We start from the raw sequence: 18,969 nt of genomic DNA, 5'->3' as shown, positions 1-18,969 counted from the left end.
GGTTCTGGCCGCTTCAGGTCGCATAGACGGCTAGGCCAGCAGTGGCGGCGGGATACCCCTTCCTGCCGCCACTGACATGCCTGGTGTGCCACGCTTGCCTGAACCTCCGATCAGGAGATCTCCATGCGATTATTTTTGTGTATGCCGCTGTTAGCGGCAATCCCCGGCATTGCCTTCGCCGAGCCGCTCACCTTCGACGCGGCCCTCCAGCGCGCCCGGCAGGAAGCGCCGTCGCTCAAGGCGAAGGCGCTCGGTGCCAACGCCGCCCGTTCCGTGCGCGGCGCGGCCGGCGCCCTGCCTGATCCGACGCTTGCAGTTGGGATCGACAGTTTCCCGGTATCGGGACCGCTCGCGTTCGAGCCGCAGCGCGACAATTTCAGCATGGCGCGGGTCGGCGTGTCCCAGGACATTCCCAATCTCGCCAAGCGCCATGCGCAACAGGCGCGCGCCGACAGCGACATACTGGCGGCCGAGGCTGGTACCGCAGTCGAGGCGCGCACGGTCGAGGTTGGCACCGCGCTAGCCTGGATCAACCTGGCCTATGCCGAGCGCAGGCTTGCCGCGCTCGACGATGTTCTGTCCCGTCTCGAGCGTGTGGTGGGAACGACGCCGGGCGCGGTCGCATCGGGAGGTGCGCGCCCGGCGCAGACCCTTGCAGGGCGCCAAGCCGTCGCCGCGATGCAGGATCGCCGCAGTGAACTCGTCTCGAACGTGGCGCGGGCACGCGCGACGCTAACCCGCTGGACCGGAGACCCCGCGCCGGAGATCGCCGGACCGATCCCCGATTTTGCGGTCGACGCAGCGGGTCTGCGCGCAGGACTCGACCGCCACCCCACCATCCAGATGATCGATGCCCAGGCCGGGCAGGCGGATGCCGATGTGCGCGTAGCCGATGCCGGCCGGCGTTCCGATTTTGGTGTCAACCTGGCCTACCAGCGCCGCGATCCCCGGTTCGGCGACTATGTCTCGGCCGGTGTGACAGTCAGCCTGCCGTTCTTCACGCGCAGTCGCCAGAATGCCGGGATCGCGGCAGCCCAGGCAAATGCCGGACGAGTGCTGGCTGAACGCGAGGCCTCGCGGCGCGCGCTCGCCGCCGACCTTGATGCGGATATCGCCGACCATGTCATGCACCATGAGCAATGGATGCGTGCGCAGAGCACACTGCAACCGCTCGCTGAGCAGCGCGTGAAATTGGAAACCGCCAGTTATGCGGCTGGTCGTGCCAGTCTCGTCGATATCGCCGACGCCTATGCCGCGCTGGCCGATGCCACCATCACGACTCTTGATCGTGAAGCCCTGGTCACCGCGGACGGTGCGCGGCTGACACTCACCTACCGGAGCGAAAATCGATGAGCCAGGTTATGATAGCCCGCGGGTGGCTCTTTGGCGCAGCTGCTGCTCTTGCGCTTGCTGCCGGCGGTCTCGGGTTCGCTCTAGCGGGCTTCCAGGGCACAAAAGATGGTGGGGCCGTAAAGCCGGCAGCGCGCAAAATTCTTTATTGGTACGATCCGATGATACCGGCCGAGCACCATGAGGGCCCCGGTCTCTCATCCATGGGGATGCAGACGATCCCTCGGTATGCGGACGAGGGCGGAGCAAGCGCGCAGGTGCCGGGCATTTCGGTCGACGCTTCCGCCTCGCAGGCGCTCGGTCTGCGGATCGCCACGGTGCAACGCGGCGAGCTGGCTAGCAGCCTCACCGCGACCGGCACAATCGACTTCAACCAACGCGATGTCGCGGTCGTCCAGGCACGCGCCGGGGGCTTCGTGCAGCGAGTCTATGGTCGCGCGCCGGGTGACGTGGTCGGCGCGGGGGCGCCGCTCGCCGATATCCTGGTGCCGGAGTGGGGCGGGGCGCAGGCCGAGTTTCTCGCGGTCCGTCGCACCGGGAATGCGGCGCTCACCCAGGCAGCGCGCCAGCGGCTCGTGCTGCTTGGCATGCCCTCGGGCACGATCGCATCTGTCGAGCGTACGGGACGGCCGCACAATGTCGTCACAATCTCCACCCCGACCGGCGGGGTGATCAAGACATTGGACGTCCGGACCGGCATGACGATGACGGCAGGGCAGACGCTTGCCGAGGTCAACGGCCTGGGAACGGTCTGGCTCAATGCCGCCGTGCCCGAAGCGATCGCCGGGCCACTTAAACCCGGACAAAGCGTACAGGCGACACTTGCCGCATTTCCCGGTGAGACGTTGTCGGGCCGTGTCTCGGCGATCCTGCCGCAGACCCAGGCGGACAGCAGGACGCTCACCGTCCGGATCGAGCTGCCCAATCGCGGCGGGCGTCTGCGTCCCGGCATGTTCGCCACAGTCTCGCTCGGCGGCAGTACGCAGCCTGCGCTGCTGGTGCCCTCCGAAGCGCTGATCCGTACCGGCAAGCGGACCTTGATAATGCTTGCGCTCGACAAGGGGCGCTACCGGCCCGCTGAGGTGCAGACCGGTCGTGAAGCCGGCGATGACACCGAAATCCTGGCGGGTCTGAGCGAGGGCGAGAAGATCGTCGCCTCGGGCCAGTTCCTGATCGATTCTGAGGCGAGTCTCTCGGGTGTCAAGGCGAGGCCGATCGGCGGTGCTGCTGCGGCAAAATCCGCCTCAACCGCTGCTCTATATGAGACTGTCGGCAAGATCGAACAGATCACCGCCACTTCGGTGACACTCAGCCATGAGCCGGTGCCCGCCATCGGCTGGCCGGCGATGACGATGACCTTCCAGCTTCCCGACCCCAAGATCGCGCGGGGCCTGAAGACCGGCGACGGCGTGCGTTTCGGCTTTGATCGGCCGCCTACGGGACCGACCGTTCGGCGCATGACCAAGGTGGCGGGCCAGTGATCGCCCATCTTATCCACTGGTCGGTCAGGAACCGCTTCTTCGTCCTGATCGGCGTACTGGCCCTCATCGGCGTGGGTGTCTGGGCGGTGCGATCGACCGCGATCGATGCGCTGCCGGACCTCTCCGACACGCAGGTCATCATCCGCACCTCCTATCCCGGACAGGCGCCGCAGATTGTCGAGAATCAGGTTACCTATCCGCTCACTACCACGATGCTCTCGGTGCCGGGCGCGAGGACCGTGCGCGGATATTCCTTCTTCGGCGACAGCTTCGTCTATGTGATCTTCGAGGACGGCACCGATCTCTATTGGGCGCGCAGCCGCGTGCTCGAATATCTCAACCAGGTGCAGGGACGGCTACCGGCCAGCGCCCGCAGCGCGCTTGGTCCCGATGCGACCGGCGTCGGTTGGGTCTATGAATATGCGCTGGTCGACCGGACCGGTCGCCACGATCTGTCGCAGCTTCGTGGATTGCAGGACTGGTTCCTGCGCTATGAGTTGAAGACCGGGACCGGCGTCGCCGAGGTCGCAAGCATCGGCGGGATGGTGAAGCAGTATCAGGTGCTGCTCGATCCGGTGAAACTCGCTGCCTATGGCGTCACCCATCAGCAAGCCGTTCAGGCGATCAGCCAAGCCAATCAGGAATCGGGCGGCTCGGTGCTGGAGATGGCCGAGGCCGAATATATGGTCCGCGCCTCGGGTTATCTGAAGACGCTCGACGATTTCCGCGCGATCCCGCTGAAGACCGCGGCCGGCGGCGTGCCTGTACGATTGGGCGATGTCGCCACAATCCAGATCGGCCCAGAGATGCGGCGCGGCATCGCCGAATTGAACGGCGAGGGCGAAGTCGCCGGCGGCGTCGTCATCCTGCGCTCGGGCAAGAATGCCCGTGAGACGATCGCGGCGGTGAAAGACAAGCTCACCGAACTGAAGAAAAGCCTGCCACCCGGTGTCGAGGTGGTGACGGTCTATGATCGTTCGCAGCTGATCGATCGCGCGGTGGAGAACCTCACCCACAAGCTGGTCGAGGAGTTCATCGTCGTCGCTATCGTCTGCGGCCTGTTCCTTTGGCACGTCAGATCGGCGCTGGTCGCGATCCTTACCCTGCCCTTGGGGGTGCTGGCAGCATTTGCCGTGATGCGGTTTCAGGGGGTGAATGCCAACATCATGTCACTGGGCGGCATCGCCATCGCGATCGGCGCGATGGTCGATGCAGCCGTGGTCATGATCGAGAACGCGCACAAGAAGATCGAGCACTGGGAACAGGATCACCCGAACAAGCATCTCGAGGGCGAGATGCGGTGGATCGTCATCACCGAGGCTGCCGCAGAGGTTGGCCCGGCTCTGTTCTTCAGTCTGTTGATCATCACGCTCTCCTTCATCCCGGTGTTTACGCTCGAAGGACAGGAAGGGCGGCTGTTCGCACCTCTCGCTTTCACCAAGACCTACGCGATGGCGTCGGCGGCGATCCTGTCGGTGACATTGGTGCCGGTGCTGATGGGTTTGCTGATCCGGGGGAAAATCCCGCCTGAGCAGTTCAACCCGGTCAATCGCTGGTTGACCAACATCTACCGGCCCGCGCTTGACTGGACGATGCAGCGACCGAAGACGGTGCTGCTGATCGCGGCGCTCGCCTTTGCGACCACGGCATGGCCGCTTACGCGCCTTGGCGGTGAGTTCATGCCGAACATGGACGAAGGCGACCTGCTCTATATGCCCTCGGCGCTGCCGGGCCTCTCGGCGGCCAAGGCCTCGCAGTTGCTCCAGCAGACCGATCGGCTGATCAAGACTGTGCCCGAGGTCGAGAGTGTGTTCGGCAAGGCCGGCCGCGCCGAGACCGCCACCGACCCGGCCCCGCTCGAAATGTTCGAGACCACGATCCAGTTCAAGCCGCACGATCAATGGCGACCGGGCATGACGCCCGAAAAATTGGTCGACGAACTTGATCGCACGGTGAAGCTTCCCGGCCTTGCCAATGTCTGGGTGCCGCCGATCCGCAACCGGATCGACATGCTGGCGACCGGCATCAAGAGCCCGATCGGGGTCAAGGTATCGGGTGCCGATCTCGCCCAGCTCGACCGCATTGCTCATGATGTCGAGACGGTAGCGAAGACCGTGCCGGGGGTCAGTTCGGCACTCGCCGAACGGCTGACCGGCGGGCGCTATGTCGATGTCGATATCGACCGGGCCGCGGCGGCGCGGTTCGGGCTAAACATAAGCGACGTCCAAGCGATCGTCTCGGGCGCGATCGGCGGCGAGACCATCGGGGAGACGGTCGAGGGCCTCGCGCGCTACCCGATCAGCGTGCGCTATCCGCGTGAGCTGCGCGATAGCCTCGAAGGCCTGCGGACACTGCCGGTCCTGACCCCATCGGGTCAGCAGATCACCCTCGGCAATGTGGCCCAAGTCTCGATCGCCGAAGGGCCGCCGATGCTCAAGACCGAGAATGCCCGGCCTTCTACATGGGTCTATGTTGATGTCCGCGGCCGTGATCTTGCCTCGGTGGTCGGTGACCTCCAGCGTGCGGTCGCGAAACAGGTGAAGCTCTCTCCCGGCGTCAGCATCGCTTATTCCGGCCAGTTCGAATATCTCCAGCGCGCCGTCGCCAAATTGAAGCTGGTCGTGCCGGCAACGCTGCTGATCATCTTCGTGTTGCTCTATATGATCTTCGGCCGGTTCGATGAAGCGGCATTGATCATGGGGACTTTGCCCTTCGCGCTCACGGGCGGGATCTGGATCCTCTATCTGCTCGGCTTCAACCAGTCGGTCGCGACCGGCGTCGGGTTCATCGCGCTGGCCGGTGTCTCCGCCGAGTTCGGCGTGGTGATGCTGATCTACCTGAAAAATGCCCTGGAGGGGCGCGGTGACGATCCTGATGCCGATCAGGTCGAAGCGGCGGTGCGCGAAGGTGCGCTGTTGCGCGTCCGCCCCAAGGCAATGACGGTCGCGGTCATCCTCGCCGGCCTGCTGCCGATCTTGCTGGGATCGGGCGCCGGCTCCGAGGTAATGAGCCGGATCGCCGCGCCGATGATCGGCGGCATGCTGACCGCGCCGCTGCTGTCCATGTTCGTACTGCCTGCCGCCTATCTGTTGCTCAGGCGACGAAAGACTACGCCCCTCCACCAACCCGTTTCATCATGAAGGACAAGATCATGACCTATGCACGACTGACCATCGCCCTCGGCCTCGCCGCCCTGACCGCTGCCTGCGGCAAGCAGGCGGAGACGCCGGTTGCGGCGGAGACGAGCCAGGCGGCGCCCGCCGCCGCCATGAGTGGCGACATGAGCAATATGGCGATGGCGCCAGCGGCCACTTCGCCGATCAAGGCCAAGGGGCATGGCACGGTCACCGCGATCGGCAAGGCCGCAGGCACGATCACGCTCGATCACGGACCGATTCCGGAAGCCAAATGGCCGGCGATGACGATGGCGTTCAAGGCAGCGCCGACAATCACCGATGCGGCGAAGGTCGGCGACAAGGTCGATTTCGACCTTACGCTTGTTGGCAGTGCCGGTGAGGTGACGGCAATCCAAAAGAAGCCTTGAATGGCCGATTTTATGAGGGCCACCTTTAAGCGTAATTAACCTCGTTCCTTTACGCTTCAGCTATGAGAAAAAAGAAAGCCGAGCGCGAAAAGCGGATCAAGTTCACGAAAACTGCGCGGTGGCGGTTGTGATTGCCACAACCCTCGGCTGCGTGGCGTTGTTGTGCGTCGTGAGTTGGCCATTTTTCAGTGACTATCGAACGGTGGTCAAGATCCAGAGCGCGGGTGCTGCCGCATTCGCGCTCTATTTCCTGATGCTGGGCTCGCCCACCGCTGCGATAGCCTGCCTCATTTCATGCTCACAGCTCGTCATTTCCGCGTCAGTGCGCGATCGCTATGTGGTTACGAGACTTTATGGAGCGTCTCTTATTCTGTTGGCCTGCCTCTCGGTCGTGACGTGGCACGGCATAGCGTCGGCCTTGGCATTTGCCGGCAGTTCATTGGGCAGTCTCGCACGACTGCAGACCTCAACCACGCGGATGAAAGGCCTGTTCCTCATCGGTGCACCGTTTTGGCTCGCCCATAATTTGATGGTCGGAGCCTTGTTCGCATTGGGCACGGATCTGGTATCGCTGACCTCGAACATGGCAAACTTGCTGAAATTCATGGCCGGGCGACGGCGCAGCGCCGTTGAGGACAGGAGTTTTTGGCCGATCACCCTGTCGAAATCTGCCTCTACCCAACCCGCCCGGACAAAATATTGACGTTCGTCAGATTCTGACGATCGCGCGACAAAGCTAAAGATATTTCGAAATCGTCCGGAACTCCTCGACCGCCGATCCGACACCATCGCTTACTTCGGCATGGGCGAGGCAGTGATCGATATGGTCGTTGATCAGCGCTCTCTTCGCGCTGGCGACCGCCTTTTCGACGGCATGGAGCTGCTGGGCAACATCGACACACGACCGCCCGGCTTCGATCATTTCGACGATGCTCCGCAGATGACCGCCCGCTCGGTTGAGCCGCTTAACGATCGCGGGGTGACTTTCGTGCCTGTGTTCGGTCATCCGCAAACTCCGTGCGACGCGCAGCAAGGCTTTACATATCCTCCCCAGGAGGATAGCTCAAGCATGGTCGATATCCCCCCTGGGGGATACATTCCACGCGAACTGGATCAGCGTCACGTGCTCTCTGTCTTGGCAAACCGCACCTATCGCCATCTGTTCATGGCTCAGGTCATCGCGCTCATCGGCACGGGGCTCGCAACAGTTGCGCTCGGCCTGCTTGCCTATGACATCGCCGGCGGCAGCGCTGGCGCGGTGCTCGGCACTGCGCTCGCGATCAAGATGGTTGCCTATATCGGTGTCGCGCCGGTCGTTGGCGCCTTTGCCGACCGCCTGCCACGTCGCGCGTTTCTCGTCAGCATGGATCTCGTGCGGATGGTGGTGGCGATCTGCCTGCCGTTCGTGAGCCAGGTCTGGCAGGTCTATGTCCTGATCTTCGTGCTGCAATCGGCCTCCGCGGCGTTCACGCCGACCTTCCAGGCAACCATCCCCGATATCCTGCCCGAGGAGCGCGACTATACCCGCGCGCTGTCGCTGTCGCGGCTCGCCTATGACATGGAAAGCCTGACCAGCCCGATCCTCGCTGCCGGGCTGCTGACCGTCATCAACTTCCACTGGCTATTTTCGGGAACGGCGATCGGGTTTCTGTGCTCGGCGCTGCTCGTCGTGACGACGGTCCTGCCGTGCGCGGCGAAATCAGAACCAAGAACTGGGGGCATCTACGCCAAGACCACGCGGGGTACGCGCATCTATCTGAAGACCCCGCGCCTGCGGGGGCTGCTGGCGTTGACCCTTGCTTCAGCCGCGGCCAGCTCGATGGTCATCGTCAACACGGTGGTAATCGTGCGTGGCAATCTTGGCCTCACGCAGCGCGATGTTGCCTTCACGCTCGCCGCTTTTGGCGGAGGCTCGATCCTGGCCGCGCTGACCCTGCCACGCATCCTCGATCGGATCGCCGATCGTACGATCATGATTGGTGCTGCGGCAGCAATGGCGATCGGTCTCGCCCTTCTGGCGGTGCTCACGGCAAGCTTTGGGGCAGCGCCCGGTTATTGGCGAATGGTCCTGATCGGATGGTTCATACTCGGTATCGCCTATTCGATGAGCGTGACGCCATCGGGCCGATTGCTTCGACGGTCGGCCAATGCCGACGACCGCCCGGCATTGTTCGCCGCACAATTCGCGCTCAGCCATTGCGCCTGGCTGATCTGCTATCCCCTGGTGGGTCTGTTGGGCGCCAGTATCGGGCAGACGGCGGCCTTTGCGGCAATGGCGGCGATTGCGGCCGTCGGAACCCTGGCCGCTTTGTGGCTCTGGCCCAGCGCCGACCCAGATACGGTGAACCATGACCATGCGGATCTCGCGCCCGATCATCCCCATCTGCGCGGCGATCACGGCAAGGCGCGGGAGCATGCGTTCGTCATCGACGAACTTCATCAGCGCTGGCCCCGCCAATGATTTTCGTCTGGCCCGCCATGATCGGCACCATGCGACGTGCTTGTGGACCGGCCGTGTTCGCGATACCCGTAACGACATGACGGCATCGTCGGTCAGATTGCGCGCTTCGGTGCGGGCCTGTGCCCGCATGCGCCTTTTTGCGCTCTCGGCGATTCTGGCGCTGTTCGGGATGCTGGCGCTTGCCACCTGGCATGACGCTATTCCGCACATTCATGATGCCGCGCATGTCATCAGCGTCGATCGGGATCATCATGATCACGCCCCGGCCGAGCAGCCGGACACGCCCGACCTGATGCATCTGGCGGCTCATGCGGTGCTCCAGACAATCGACGTGCCTGCGCAGGCTGTGATTGTTGCGCTCTTGAAGCCTGTCACCGCAATCTGGGCGCGCGACCCTGCCGAAGCGGCGCGCTCTATCGCACCTTCGTCAATTCTGCGTCCCCCGCGAGGCTGAATTCACGCGCGTAGCGCGTGCCGTCATTGCAGCCTTTTTTGGGGATAAGAATATGAGAGCCTTTATAGGCCGGCTGCCGCGTTGCGTGGTGTCCGGCATGATGGTCGCGACCTGCGTCGCGGCGCTGTGCGCACCCGCACAGGCGCAAGTGGCGCCGCCGTTCGCTACACTGCTACGCCAGACCGCCGAGGCGCCCCGGCGCATCGAAAGCGAAGCCGAGGTCCGCCGGTCCGAAGGTCTTGCACGCCAGGCCCGCGCCCGACCCAATCCGACCATTGGCATTCTCACCGAGAATGTCGCGGGATCGTCTCCCTATCGCGGGGTCGACCGCGCCGAGACGACACTGCAATATAGCCAGCCGCTGGAAATCGGCGGCAAGCGTTCGGCGAGGATCGCAGCCGGAGAGGCCGGCGTCGCCGCGTCCCGCGCCCGCGATCGTGATGCGAAGATCCGCTACGCTTATGATCTTGCGCGCGCTTATGCAGCGGCGGACGTTTCAGACCAGCGGATAATGCTGGCCGAAGGCGAGGTCGAGCAAGCGCAGAATATCCTGCGCGCCGCTCGCGTGCTGGTCGATGCCGGCAAGGAAGCGCGGCTGCGCGCCCTGCAAGCAGAAGCCGCGCTGAACGCCGTGACCGCCGATCTTGAAGGGGCGAAAGCGGATCGCATTGCGGCCTATGCCCGTCTCTCCGCACTCGCCGGCGTCGAAGAGACCTTCACCGGCTTATCGGAATCGCTCCTGGCCGTGCCGGTCGCGGCACCGACTTATGGCCCAGTCGATCCGATGACGAGTTCGTCCTTTCTTGCCGCGCAGGCAGAGCGAGAGGCTGCCGAGCGCCGCCTGACCGCCGAACAGAAGCGGGCAATCCCCGATGTGACGGCAATCGTCGGCGTGCGGCGTCTCGATTATGAGAATGCGACCGCACTGACGGCAGGCGTCTCGATCCCGCTCAACATCTTCGATCGCAACCGTGGCAATATTGCTGCCTCGCAAGCAGAGGCACAGGCCGCCGCCGCCAGATTGGCCATGGCGCGTAACGATGCGATTGCCGAAGCCCGCGCGGCCGGGGCGCAGATTGCGGCCGCACAGTCGCGGGTTGCTGCTGCGGAGGCGTCGCAACGCACCGCCGAAGAAACCTATCGTCTCGCTCGCATTGCCTATGAGGCTGGCAAATCCCCGCTCGTCGAATTGTTGAACGCCCGCCAAGGCCTTGGCGCGGCACGCGGCATCGTGCTCGATGCCAGAGTCGCCAGTTTCGAGGCGCGCGCGCAGCTCGCCCGCCTCCAGGGCCGCACCCTTTCCGGAGATGAGATCCAATGAACCCCGAACGCAACAAGCTTTATGCCGGGGCCGCGATCGGTCTCGTCCTCGCCGCCCTTGCCGGTTTCGGTGTCGCCAGAATGGCTGGCCCATCCGCACCGACAGCCGAGACGGAGGCGGCCGCCTCCACCGCTCCAACCGACACGGTCGTGATCAACCAGGATGGTATCAAGACCTCGGGGATTGGCCTTGCACAAGCGGCAGCCGGTGGCGTCGCCGGCATCATCCTCGCCAGTGCCACCGTTGAGGCAACGCCAGATGCCGAAGCAGTGCTCACTGCCCGGGCAGCGGGCACCGTTACCCGGATCTTCAAGCGGATCGGTGATCCGGTCAGCGCGGGCGAAACGATCGCCCTTGTCGAGAGCCGCGATGCGTCGGCGATCGCCGCCGATCGCAGTACGGCTGCCGCAAGGGTTACGCTTGCAAGCCGACAACTGGCGCGCGAGCGAATACTGCTCAATCAAGGGGTGTCGCCCCGGGCAGACTATGAGACCGCTGAAGCCAATCTGGCGGTCGCGCAGGCCGAAGCCCGGCAAGCGAGCGCTGCCGCCAGCGCGGCAAAGGTCTCGCGCGATGGCAGGTCGGTTGCGGTGGTCAGTTCGATCTCCGGCCGTATAACGTCCGCACCCGTCAATCTCGGCGCGTTTGTGCAGGCCGAGACCGAGTTGTTCCGTGTCGCCGATCCGCGCCGCCTTCAGATCGAGGCGAGCATGCCGGCAGCGGACGCATTGCGTGTGAAGGCGGGTGACAGGGCCGAACTGACGACCAATAATGGCCAGAAGGTGGAAGGCCGGGTCCGCTCGGCGACTGGCGTGGTCGATCCGCAGACGCGGCAAGCGACGGTGGTCGTGACGCCAAGCGGCGGCGGCGGCCTGATCGCACCCGGCCAGCTTGTCCAGGCGCGTATCTTCGCCAGCGGCGGCGATGTGGCCTCGGGCGTGAATGTGCCGCAGGATGCGGTCCAGACGCTAGGGGATCGCTCGGTGGTGTTCGTGCGAACCCGCCAGGGGTTCAAGGCGCAGACCGTGCGGGTTGGAACGCGCAGCGGGGGCATGGTCGAGATTGCCTCGGGCCTCCCTGCAAACACGGTGATCGCCACCACCAATGCCTTCCTTCTCAAGGCCGAGCTTGGCAAGGAGTCGGCGGAATGATCGCGCGCATATTAGGGCTCTCGGTCAGAGCGCGATGGGCCGTTGTGTTCATCACCTTCCTCGTCGTCCTGTTCGGTGCCTGGCAGATCACCCTGCTGCCGATCGACGCGGTCCCGGACGTCACCAACCGCCAGGTCCAGATCAACAGCTTCGTGCCGACCCTCGGACCGGTCGACATGGAGAAGCAGGTCACCTTTCCCGTCGAGACAGCGCTTGCCGGTATTCCCGGTCTGCAGACGACCCGCTCGCTCACGCGTAACGGGTTCAGCCAGGTCACCGCGGTCTTCAAGGACAGCACCGACATCTATTTTGCTCGGCAGCAGGTGACCGAACGGGTCGCTCAGGCCAAGGACAGCCTGCCTGCTGGCGTTCAACCCCAACTCGCGCCGCTCACGACGGGTCTGGGCGAGATCTTCATGTTCAGCGTCGCGTTCGAACATCCCGACGGCAAGGGCGTTAAGGTGGTCGACGGTCAGCCCGGCTGGCAGTCCGATGGTTCCTATCTGACGCCCGAGGGCGAGAAACTGACCACGGTGGTTGCCAAGGCCGCTTATCTGCGAACGGTCCAGGATTGGATCATCAGGCCGCAGATGCGGACCGTGCAGGGTGTTGCCGGTGTCGATTCCAACGGCGGCTATGTGAAGCAGTATGTCGTCGAGCCGAATCTGACCGCGCTTGCATCCTATGGCGTCTCGGTCACTGACCTCGCCGACGCGCTCGAACGGTCGAACCTGTCGGCGGGCTCCAACTATGTCCGCCGTGCCGGCGAATCCTTTCTCGTTCGCGCCGACGCGCGGCTGCGCTCGGTCGCCGACATAGAAGAGGCGGTGATCGCCACGCGTGCCGGCGTCCCGGTGCGCGTGAAGGACGTCGGCCAGGTCGTCATCGGGGGCGCGGTGCGGACCGGATCTGGCAGCGTCGGCGGGTCAGAAGCAGTCATCTCGACTATCCTGATGCTCACTGGCGAGAACAGCCGCATCGTCGCCAATCGCGTCGCCGACAAGCTGGTCGAAATCAACAAGACGTTGCCGCCGGACGTTGTCGCAAGCCAAGCCTATAACCGCTCCAAGCTGGTCAATGCGACCATCGCCACGGTCGAGAAGAATCTGGTCGAAGGCGCACTGCTCGTCATCGTCGTGCTGTTCCTGCTGCTCGGCAACATCCGCGCGGCGCTCATCACCGCAGCCGTGATTCCGATCACGATGCTGATGACCGCTGCGGGCATGAATGAGCTTGGTGTTTCGGGCAATCTGATGAGTCTCGGCGCGCTGGATTTCGGCCTGATCGTCGACGGCGCGGTCATCATCGTCGAAAACGCGCTCCGGCGCCTCGCCGAGCGGCAGCACCGCGAAGGCAGGCTGCTGACACGGACCGAACGTCTCGCTGAAACCACTCACGCCGCGCAGGAGATGGTCCGGCCAACCGTCTATGGCCAGGCCATCATCTTCCTCGTGTTCATACCTTTGCTCACCTTCCAGGGCGTGGAGGGCAAGACGTTCGCACCGATGGCGATCACGCTGATGCTGGCGCTGGCCAGCGCGTTCATCCTGTCGATCACGTTCGTGCCGGCGATGGTCGCGTTGCTGGTGACCGGCAAGGTCAGCGAGACCGAGGTCAGATCGATCCGCTGGTTCAAGGAGAAATATCAGCCAGCGCTCACCCGCGCCGTGGCGCGGCCAATGCCGTTCATCCTGGGCGGCGTAGGCGTGTTTGCGGCGGCGGTGCTGCTGTTCGGCACGCTTGGTCAGGAGTTCATGCCGCAGCTCGACGAGAAGGACATCACGGTCACCAACTTCCGTATTCCGTCCGCCTCGATCGACCAGTCGACCGCGATGCAGCTCCAGATCGAAAATGCACTCAAGACGTTACCCGAGGTGGCATTGGTCTTTTCCAAGAACGGCAATGCCGATCTGGGCACCGATCCGATGCCGCCTAATGCGTCCGATACCTATGTCATCCCAAAGCCTGAAAAGGAGTGGCCCGCCGAGGTCAAATCCAAGGAGGACATCCTTCGGCGGATCGAGGAACGGATGAAGCCGCTGATCGGCAACCGCACCGAAATCCAGCAACCGATCCAGATGCGGTTCAACGAGCTGATCGCGGGCGTCCGCTCTGACGTCGCGGTGAAGCTCTATGGCGACGACCTGGACGCGATGAGCGAGGCGGGAGGCAGAATCGCGACAGCGCTGCGGACCATTCCAGGCGCGGCGGACGTGCAGGCGGAACAGACATCTGGTGCGCCGACCTTCGACATCAAGGTCGATCGCCAGGCGGCGGGCCGTTACGGCCTGTCGGTCGAGGAGGTCGCCAGTACGGTCGCGGCCGCCCTGGGTGGACGCGAAGCGGGCTTGTTGTTCGAAGGCGATCGGCGCTTCGCTGTCGTGGTGCGTCTGCCCGACGCACAGCGCGACGATATCGACACCCTGGGCTCGATCCCGGTCATGCTACCATCCAACGGTGCCGGGAACGCGCGTTCCATCCCGCTCAGCGAAGTCGCGCGTTTCACCTACACCGAGGGGCTCAACCAGATCAGCCGGGAGAACGGTAAGCGGATGGTCGTCATCCAGGCCAATGTGCGAGGCCGCGATCTTGGCGGATTCGTCGCCGAAGCCCAGGCGAAGATCGCCGATGTGAAGCTGCCCGCCGGCACCTTCACCGAATGGGGCGGCCAGTTCGAGAGCCTTCAGTCCGCTTCCGAGCGGTTGGCGATCGTCGTGCCGCTTTGCTTCGTCCTGATCTTCGCGCTGCTCTACATGGCACTGGGCGGTGCCTGGCCGGCGCTGGTCGTGTTTACGGCCGTTCCCATGGCGCTGGCCGGAGGTGTGTTTGCTCTGGCCCTGCGCGGGATACCCTTCTCCATCACGGCGTCGGTCGGGTTCATCGCGCTTTCGGGCGTGGCGGTTCTCAACGGCCTTGTCATGATGAGCGCGATCCGCAAGCGGCTTGATGACGGCGAAGGGATCGACGGCGCGATCATTGGTGGCGCGATGGAACGAGTACGGCCGGTTCTGATGACGGCCCTGGTCGCGAGCCTCGGCTTCATCCCGATGGCGCTTGCCACCGGAACCGGAGCGGAGGTGCAACGACCGCTTGCAACCGTGGTAATTGGGGGGCTCATCACGTCGACAGCGCTGACGCTGCTGGTTCTTCCGGCGATCTCGGCGCTAATGTTCCGGTTATTAGCGAAAGGGAAGACTGTCCAGGAGCCTCCGAGAACGGTTGTGGCGGCGTGAAGGAGTCCCCTCCGACAAATTTGGTGGAAAGCTGGGCTGAAAAGGTGACGCCCTGTCACACTAACCGGCGAACGGCACTCAAATGTCTGGCCGCCGGGCTTGTCGTAACCAGTATTCCGCTTCCGCTATGGGCGGCGAGGACCGATCGGGGTCAGTCTTGGGGCGGCTTCGCCACGCCTCCGGTCTGGCACCCGATAGAAGTTGCAACCGGGGACACGCTGATTGTGCCTGCCAAGGTGTCCGGCGTAGCAATCGACGCGGTGCTCGACAGCGGAAGCGGCGCGTCAATTATCAGCAAACCGCTCGCGGCCAAGCTTGGCTTGACGAACCTGGAGCCGCGACGGATCAACGGCCTGAGCGGCAAGGCTCCGGTCGATCTGGTCCGCAATGTCGCGGTGATGTTGGGCGCTTATGCTCCCGTCCTCCCATTCGCGGTGATCGCAGACTTGGGGGCGATCTCGGCTGCCTTTGGTCGGCCAATCGATATGCTGCTCGGGGCAGACGTGCTGGCTGGCGGCTGCGTGGCGCTCGATTTTGCGACGCGACGGTTCGCATTTGAAAGGCCGGCCAGCTTTGTGCCGGGGCCGGAATGGACTGCGCTCCCGCTCGGGCACGGTGCCAAACAGGAATTGTTTGTGCTCGCATCCATCGCCGGACTGGACCCGGTGCCGCTGATGCTCGATTTCGGCAGTTCGTCGGCGTTGATGCTATCCTCCGCCTATATCGAGGCGCACTCCGTTCTCGTCGGCAAGACCGTCTCCACCGCCGCCCTTGGCGGGGTCGAGGGAGTGCAAATCGTCAAGGCCTTCGTTGCCGACACGGTGAGCCTGGGCGCGCTCTCGAGCGCCTTAGTTCCGGCGCTCGCCCTTGATCGGTGGACCTCGGTGAGCACGGTAGGGAATGTGGGGATGCCGTTGCTCGGACAATTCGATATCGTCCTGGACGTGTCTCAAGGGCAGTTGTGGTTGCGTTCCGCCCCTCCTCGGGCGCGCCTGCCGATGCTGAAGGATCGAAGCGGCCTCGGCCTCGCCGCCTCCACTACTGACCTGACTGTGGTGCATGTGGCATCCGGCAGCCCTGCGGATCGGGCGGGGTGGGCTGTCGGTGAGCACGTCGTAGCCGTGGACGGTCGTCCTATCGACGACTCCTATACGCGGGGATTGCTTTGGCAATGGCGCTACGGCCCCGCAGGAAGCCGGGTAACGCTTAAGGTCGCGGACGGAACTACGCGGATTCTAAAGCTTGCCGATTACTACTGAGCGGTCCGGCAGGAAAGCAAAGGGAAGCTGCGGATACTTCTCGGTTTAGGCGCGGGTTTGGAGGTGATGAGCCGGATCGCCGTACTCTGTCGGTGGCATGCTGGCAGCCTCGCCGGTGTCAATGTTCGTTTTGGCGGCCGCTTACCCGCTGCTGCTGCGCAGGCCGCTACGTCCATCTTTTGAAACTACCCCAGCCTCTCAGCAAAAGGAGGTCATGATAAGAGCGCTACGCATCGCACTGTTTACCGCCGCCATTTTGGCCGCCGGTCCGGCCCACGCCTAATCCATGAGCGGAGATGTGAAAGGCATGTCCGGTATGGGGGCATGGACAAAGGGCGCCTGCCGACAAGACGGGGCAGGGTGTCGGTGTCATCACCGCGATCGATACCAAGGCGAACAAGCACACGATCCAGCACGGACCGATTCCGGCGGTGGGCTGGCCCACAATGACCATGGCGTTCAAGGCTAATCCGCCGACGCTGTTTCGCGGCCTGCGGGTGGGCGAGCGGATCGGGTTCGACGTCCAGACCCAAGGCGTGGCCGCCGAGGTCACTGCCGTGCGGCCGCAATAGGCACTATTTGCCCGAGGCGGCCATTGAGTATGTCCGCCTGGGGGAGATGTCTTGAAGAACAGCCTGACCCCATGGAGATCAGTCAGGCGCAGCAAGACGCGTCTGGACCCGAAAGTTGAATTGGTGGGCACGCTACCGTTCCATAGGAGCAGAACACGCAGCAATCTCCTGCCTTCGGGCGCAACAAGGCACCGCAGCCGGTGCAATCGTAGAAATATTGGCAGGCGTTCGTCGGCATCGTTTCCGCCTTCACCGAGCCGCATTGCGGGCAAGTGATAGTCGATTCGAGAAGGGGCGCTCGCTCAGACATAGGAATATCCAAGCCAGAGCAGGATCGCGCCGACCGTCAAGCCGACGAACACCACAACACGCAAGGCAGCCGGCGTGCAGGCGCCGTTGGGCCCACAGGTCATCGCCACGCGCTGTTGCCGCCAGAGCATGATCGCACCACCGACAAGGCAAAGTGCGCTCAAGCCGAGGAGAAGCGTCCGATAGGGAGCTGCGGCAACGGCGATCCCGCCCAGCCACCCCACACTGACGCCAACGGTGGTCAGCAAGATCGGCAAGGCGCAGCAGGAGGCTACGCCGAATGCCGACGCTATTGCGCCGAAGGCGAGAAACAGCGCCCCACGCACGCTCGAAAAGCGGCCCAGGACATATGGTTTGGACATCATCGGCGACTCCTTGCGATCAATTGGCTGGAACTCTACCATCTGTAGGAACTACAGACTCAACCCCCAATTTCGAAAGGCGAGGGGCGGCCATGGAAACCATCGCGATTGGGGAGCTGTCGCGGCGCACGCGCTGCAACATTGAGACGATCCGCTATTATGAGCGTATCGGACTGCTGCCTATGCCGGCCCGCCGGGGCCGGTACCGCAGCTTTGGCCTCGCGGATGTTGCGCGGGTCCATTTCGTCCGGCGCGCGCGCGAGCTGGGCTTTACGCTAGACGAAATTCGGGCGCTGCTCGGAATCGCCACCGCCGAAGATATGGCATGCGGCGACGCCCGCGAAATCGCGGCTTCGCACCTCCGGCAAGTGCGCGCGCGGATTACCGACTTGAGGCGTATGGAGCGCGTGCTTGCCGACACCGTTCGTGCCTGCGACGCCGGCGATCAGGTCGGATGCCCGTTGATCACGACATTGTCTGCTACCGCCCAATTGGGCACGATTTGATCGATGTTTCTGCAAGATCGGCGAACCTGTCACGGCGCCTCTCACCGTCGCCGAAATCCTGGTATCTATCGGACTGTGGCTACATCTGACTGAGCTGCACGACCATTCGCCGGATACCAGATTGGGCGCAGCTCATAGTCATAGGCATCGCGATGCGTCGATGAGGCATTGCCATGCCCATTTCCCGATGTGCTGGGAGGCTGACGCCTCAGACTAGCCAGGCGTTGGTGGTCGCGATGACCAGAAGAACGCCAAGCACTCCGCGATAGATGACGAAAGGCCAGGCGGAGAAGCGCTCGAGGACGCGCATTAGGGCCCAGATCGCCGCGAATGCCGAAATGGATGCGACGACAAGGCCGACCGCCAGAATGGACCAGCCGTGCATGTCGAGGTGGACTTTGTGCAGCTCCCACAATTCCTTCAATCCGGCGAGAGCGATAGCCGGGATGCCCAACAGGAATGAAAAGCGCGCAGCTTCTTCACGCTTAAATCCGAGTGCGAGCGCAGCGGTGAGAGTCGATCCGGAGCGTGAGACGCCTGGGATGAGGGCTCCGACCTGGGCCAGGCCGACGAGCAGCGCGTCCACCAGTGATGCGTTCTCGACGCTGCGGCGGTGGCGTGCCAGGATTTCAGTGAGCGCCATCAGCACCGCCATTACGATACACGCCCAGCCGATCACCGGCAATGCGCGAAGGGGCGAGTTGCAGGTATTGAGGCTGCTCGAAAGGAGCACGCCCGCCAGCGCGATAGGGATCGTCGCCAGCACGATCCAGGTCGCAAGACGCAGATCGGGATCGCCGAATTCGCGGCGGCTGATCGCCGACACAGACTCGACGGCAAGACGGCGAACGTCCTGTCCGTCGTCAGAACATTCGGCACAACTCGCGGCGTAGATTAGCGGAGTGCGGACCTCGTCAGGGGGTTGATGTTAGGCGGCGAACTTGCGGTGCTGCAAGCGCCGATGTT

The 18,969-nt window shown here is 63.7% G+C and carries 17 protein-coding genes; 12 read left to right on the top strand and 5 right to left on the bottom strand.

What is annotated here, in order from left to right; translation table 11 throughout:
- The first annotated feature begins 123 nt into the window (after window positions 1-123).
- The 5 genes from FFS35_RS18005 to FFS35_RS17985 all read left to right on the top strand — a co-directional run bounded on the left by FFS35_RS18005 (window position 124) and on the right by FFS35_RS17985 (window position 7,078).
- A complete protein-coding gene (locus FFS35_RS18005) occupies window positions 124-1,353 on the top strand; it encodes a TolC family protein (RefSeq protein WP_024018518.1) in 1,230 nt (409 codons plus the stop codon).
- The gene (locus FFS35_RS18000) at window positions 1,350-2,831 is read left to right on the top strand and encodes an efflux RND transporter periplasmic adaptor subunit (RefSeq protein WP_137788264.1); all 1,482 of its coding nucleotides are present in this window, start codon (window positions 1,350-1,352) and stop codon (window positions 2,829-2,831) included. Before FFS35_RS18005 ends, FFS35_RS18000 begins: the two co-directional genes overlap by 4 nt.
- Complete coding sequence (locus tag FFS35_RS17995; RefSeq protein ID WP_137788263.1) at window positions 2,828-5,971, top strand: efflux RND transporter permease subunit; 3,144 nt, start codon at window positions 2,828-2,830, stop codon at window positions 5,969-5,971. Before FFS35_RS18000 ends, FFS35_RS17995 begins: the two co-directional genes overlap by 4 nt.
- An 11-nt stretch (window positions 5,972-5,982) precedes the next feature.
- Window positions 5,983-6,375: a copper-binding protein gene (locus FFS35_RS17990; protein WP_171007680.1), complete on the top strand. Its 393-nt coding sequence runs from the start codon at window positions 5,983-5,985 to the stop codon at window positions 6,373-6,375.
- Between the two features lie 118 nt (window positions 6,376-6,493).
- Window positions 6,494-7,078, top strand: a complete 585-nt coding sequence (locus FFS35_RS17985) for a YgjV family protein (RefSeq protein WP_249341734.1) — start codon at window positions 6,494-6,496, stop codon at window positions 7,076-7,078.
- A 33-nt stretch (window positions 7,079-7,111) separates the two neighbouring features.
- Here FFS35_RS17985 and FFS35_RS17980 read toward each other — a convergent pair whose 3' ends face one another.
- Window positions 7,112-7,381, bottom strand: coding sequence for a metal-sensing transcriptional repressor (locus FFS35_RS17980; RefSeq protein ID WP_088185138.1), 270 nt, complete (start codon window positions 7,379-7,381; stop codon window positions 7,112-7,114).
- A 117-nt stretch (window positions 7,382-7,498) separates the two neighbouring features.
- Here FFS35_RS17980 and FFS35_RS17975 point away from each other — a divergent pair, with 117 nt between their 5' ends.
- Window positions 7,499-8,836: an MFS transporter gene (locus FFS35_RS17975; protein ID WP_137788269.1), complete on the top strand. Its 1,338-nt coding sequence runs from the start codon at window positions 7,499-7,501 to the stop codon at window positions 8,834-8,836.
- Here FFS35_RS17975 and FFS35_RS20115 read toward each other — a convergent pair.
- On the bottom strand, window positions 8,799-9,146 hold the full coding sequence (locus tag FFS35_RS20115) for a hypothetical protein (RefSeq protein ID WP_171007679.1): 348 nt from the start codon (window positions 9,144-9,146) through the stop codon (window positions 8,799-8,801). The genes FFS35_RS17975 and FFS35_RS20115 overlap by 38 nt on opposite strands.
- A 196-nt stretch (window positions 9,147-9,342) precedes the next feature.
- Between FFS35_RS20115 and FFS35_RS17965 the strand changes: the two genes are divergently transcribed.
- From FFS35_RS17965 to FFS35_RS17945, 5 genes are all read left to right on the top strand, one after another.
- Complete coding sequence (locus tag FFS35_RS17965) at window positions 9,343-10,611, top strand: TolC family protein (RefSeq protein ID WP_137788260.1); 1,269 nt, start codon at window positions 9,343-9,345, stop codon at window positions 10,609-10,611.
- Entirely contained in the window at window positions 10,608-11,762 is a 1,155-nt protein-coding gene (locus FFS35_RS17960) for an efflux RND transporter periplasmic adaptor subunit (RefSeq protein WP_137788259.1), read from the top strand. The genes FFS35_RS17965 and FFS35_RS17960 overlap by 4 nt, the downstream gene beginning before the upstream one ends.
- The gene (locus FFS35_RS17955) at window positions 11,759-14,995 is read left to right on the top strand and encodes a CusA/CzcA family heavy metal efflux RND transporter (protein ID WP_137788258.1); all 3,237 of its coding nucleotides are present in this window, start codon (window positions 11,759-11,761) and stop codon (window positions 14,993-14,995) included. The genes FFS35_RS17960 and FFS35_RS17955 overlap by 4 nt, the downstream gene beginning before the upstream one ends.
- On the top strand, window positions 14,992-16,254 hold the full coding sequence (locus FFS35_RS17950; RefSeq protein WP_349290339.1) for an aspartyl protease family protein: 1,263 nt from the start codon (window positions 14,992-14,994) through the stop codon (window positions 16,252-16,254). Before FFS35_RS17955 ends, FFS35_RS17950 begins: the two co-directional genes overlap by 4 nt.
- 371 nt (window positions 16,255-16,625) lie before the next feature.
- A complete protein-coding gene (locus FFS35_RS17945) occupies window positions 16,626-16,826 on the top strand; it encodes a copper-binding protein (protein WP_137788257.1) in 201 nt (66 codons plus the stop codon).
- Between the two features lie 82 nt (window positions 16,827-16,908).
- On the opposite strand, the gene FFS35_RS20535 is transcribed toward FFS35_RS17945, so the two are convergent.
- Entirely contained in the window at window positions 16,909-17,136 is a 228-nt protein-coding gene (locus FFS35_RS20535; RefSeq protein ID WP_088185132.1) for a GDCCVxC domain-containing (seleno)protein, read from the bottom strand.
- Window positions 17,129-17,500 (bottom strand): mercuric reductase, encoded by a 372-nt coding sequence (locus FFS35_RS17935; protein WP_230189193.1) that lies wholly within the window; start codon window positions 17,498-17,500, stop codon window positions 17,129-17,131. Before FFS35_RS17935 ends, FFS35_RS20535 begins: the two co-directional genes overlap by 8 nt.
- 89 nt (window positions 17,501-17,589) lie before the next feature.
- Between FFS35_RS17935 and FFS35_RS17930 the strand changes: the two genes are divergently transcribed.
- A complete protein-coding gene (locus FFS35_RS17930) occupies window positions 17,590-18,003 on the top strand; it encodes a helix-turn-helix domain-containing protein (protein WP_137788256.1) in 414 nt (137 codons plus the stop codon).
- A 208-nt stretch (window positions 18,004-18,211) separates the two neighbouring features.
- Here the strand turns inward: FFS35_RS17930 and FFS35_RS17925 are convergent, their stop codons facing one another.
- Window positions 18,212-18,898: an undecaprenyl-diphosphate phosphatase gene (locus FFS35_RS17925; RefSeq protein ID WP_283214580.1), complete on the bottom strand. Its 687-nt coding sequence runs from the start codon at window positions 18,896-18,898 to the stop codon at window positions 18,212-18,214.
- Window positions 18,899-18,969: the final 71 nt, after the last annotated feature.

It is taken from the genome of Sphingomonas sp. 3P27F8 (genome assembly GCF_005502745.1).
Taxonomy (GTDB): Bacteria; Pseudomonadota; Alphaproteobacteria; order Sphingomonadales; family Sphingomonadaceae; genus Sphingomonas.
Note: the sequence above shows the minus strand (reverse complement) of the source record. Positions and strands in the feature narration are given on the sequence as shown.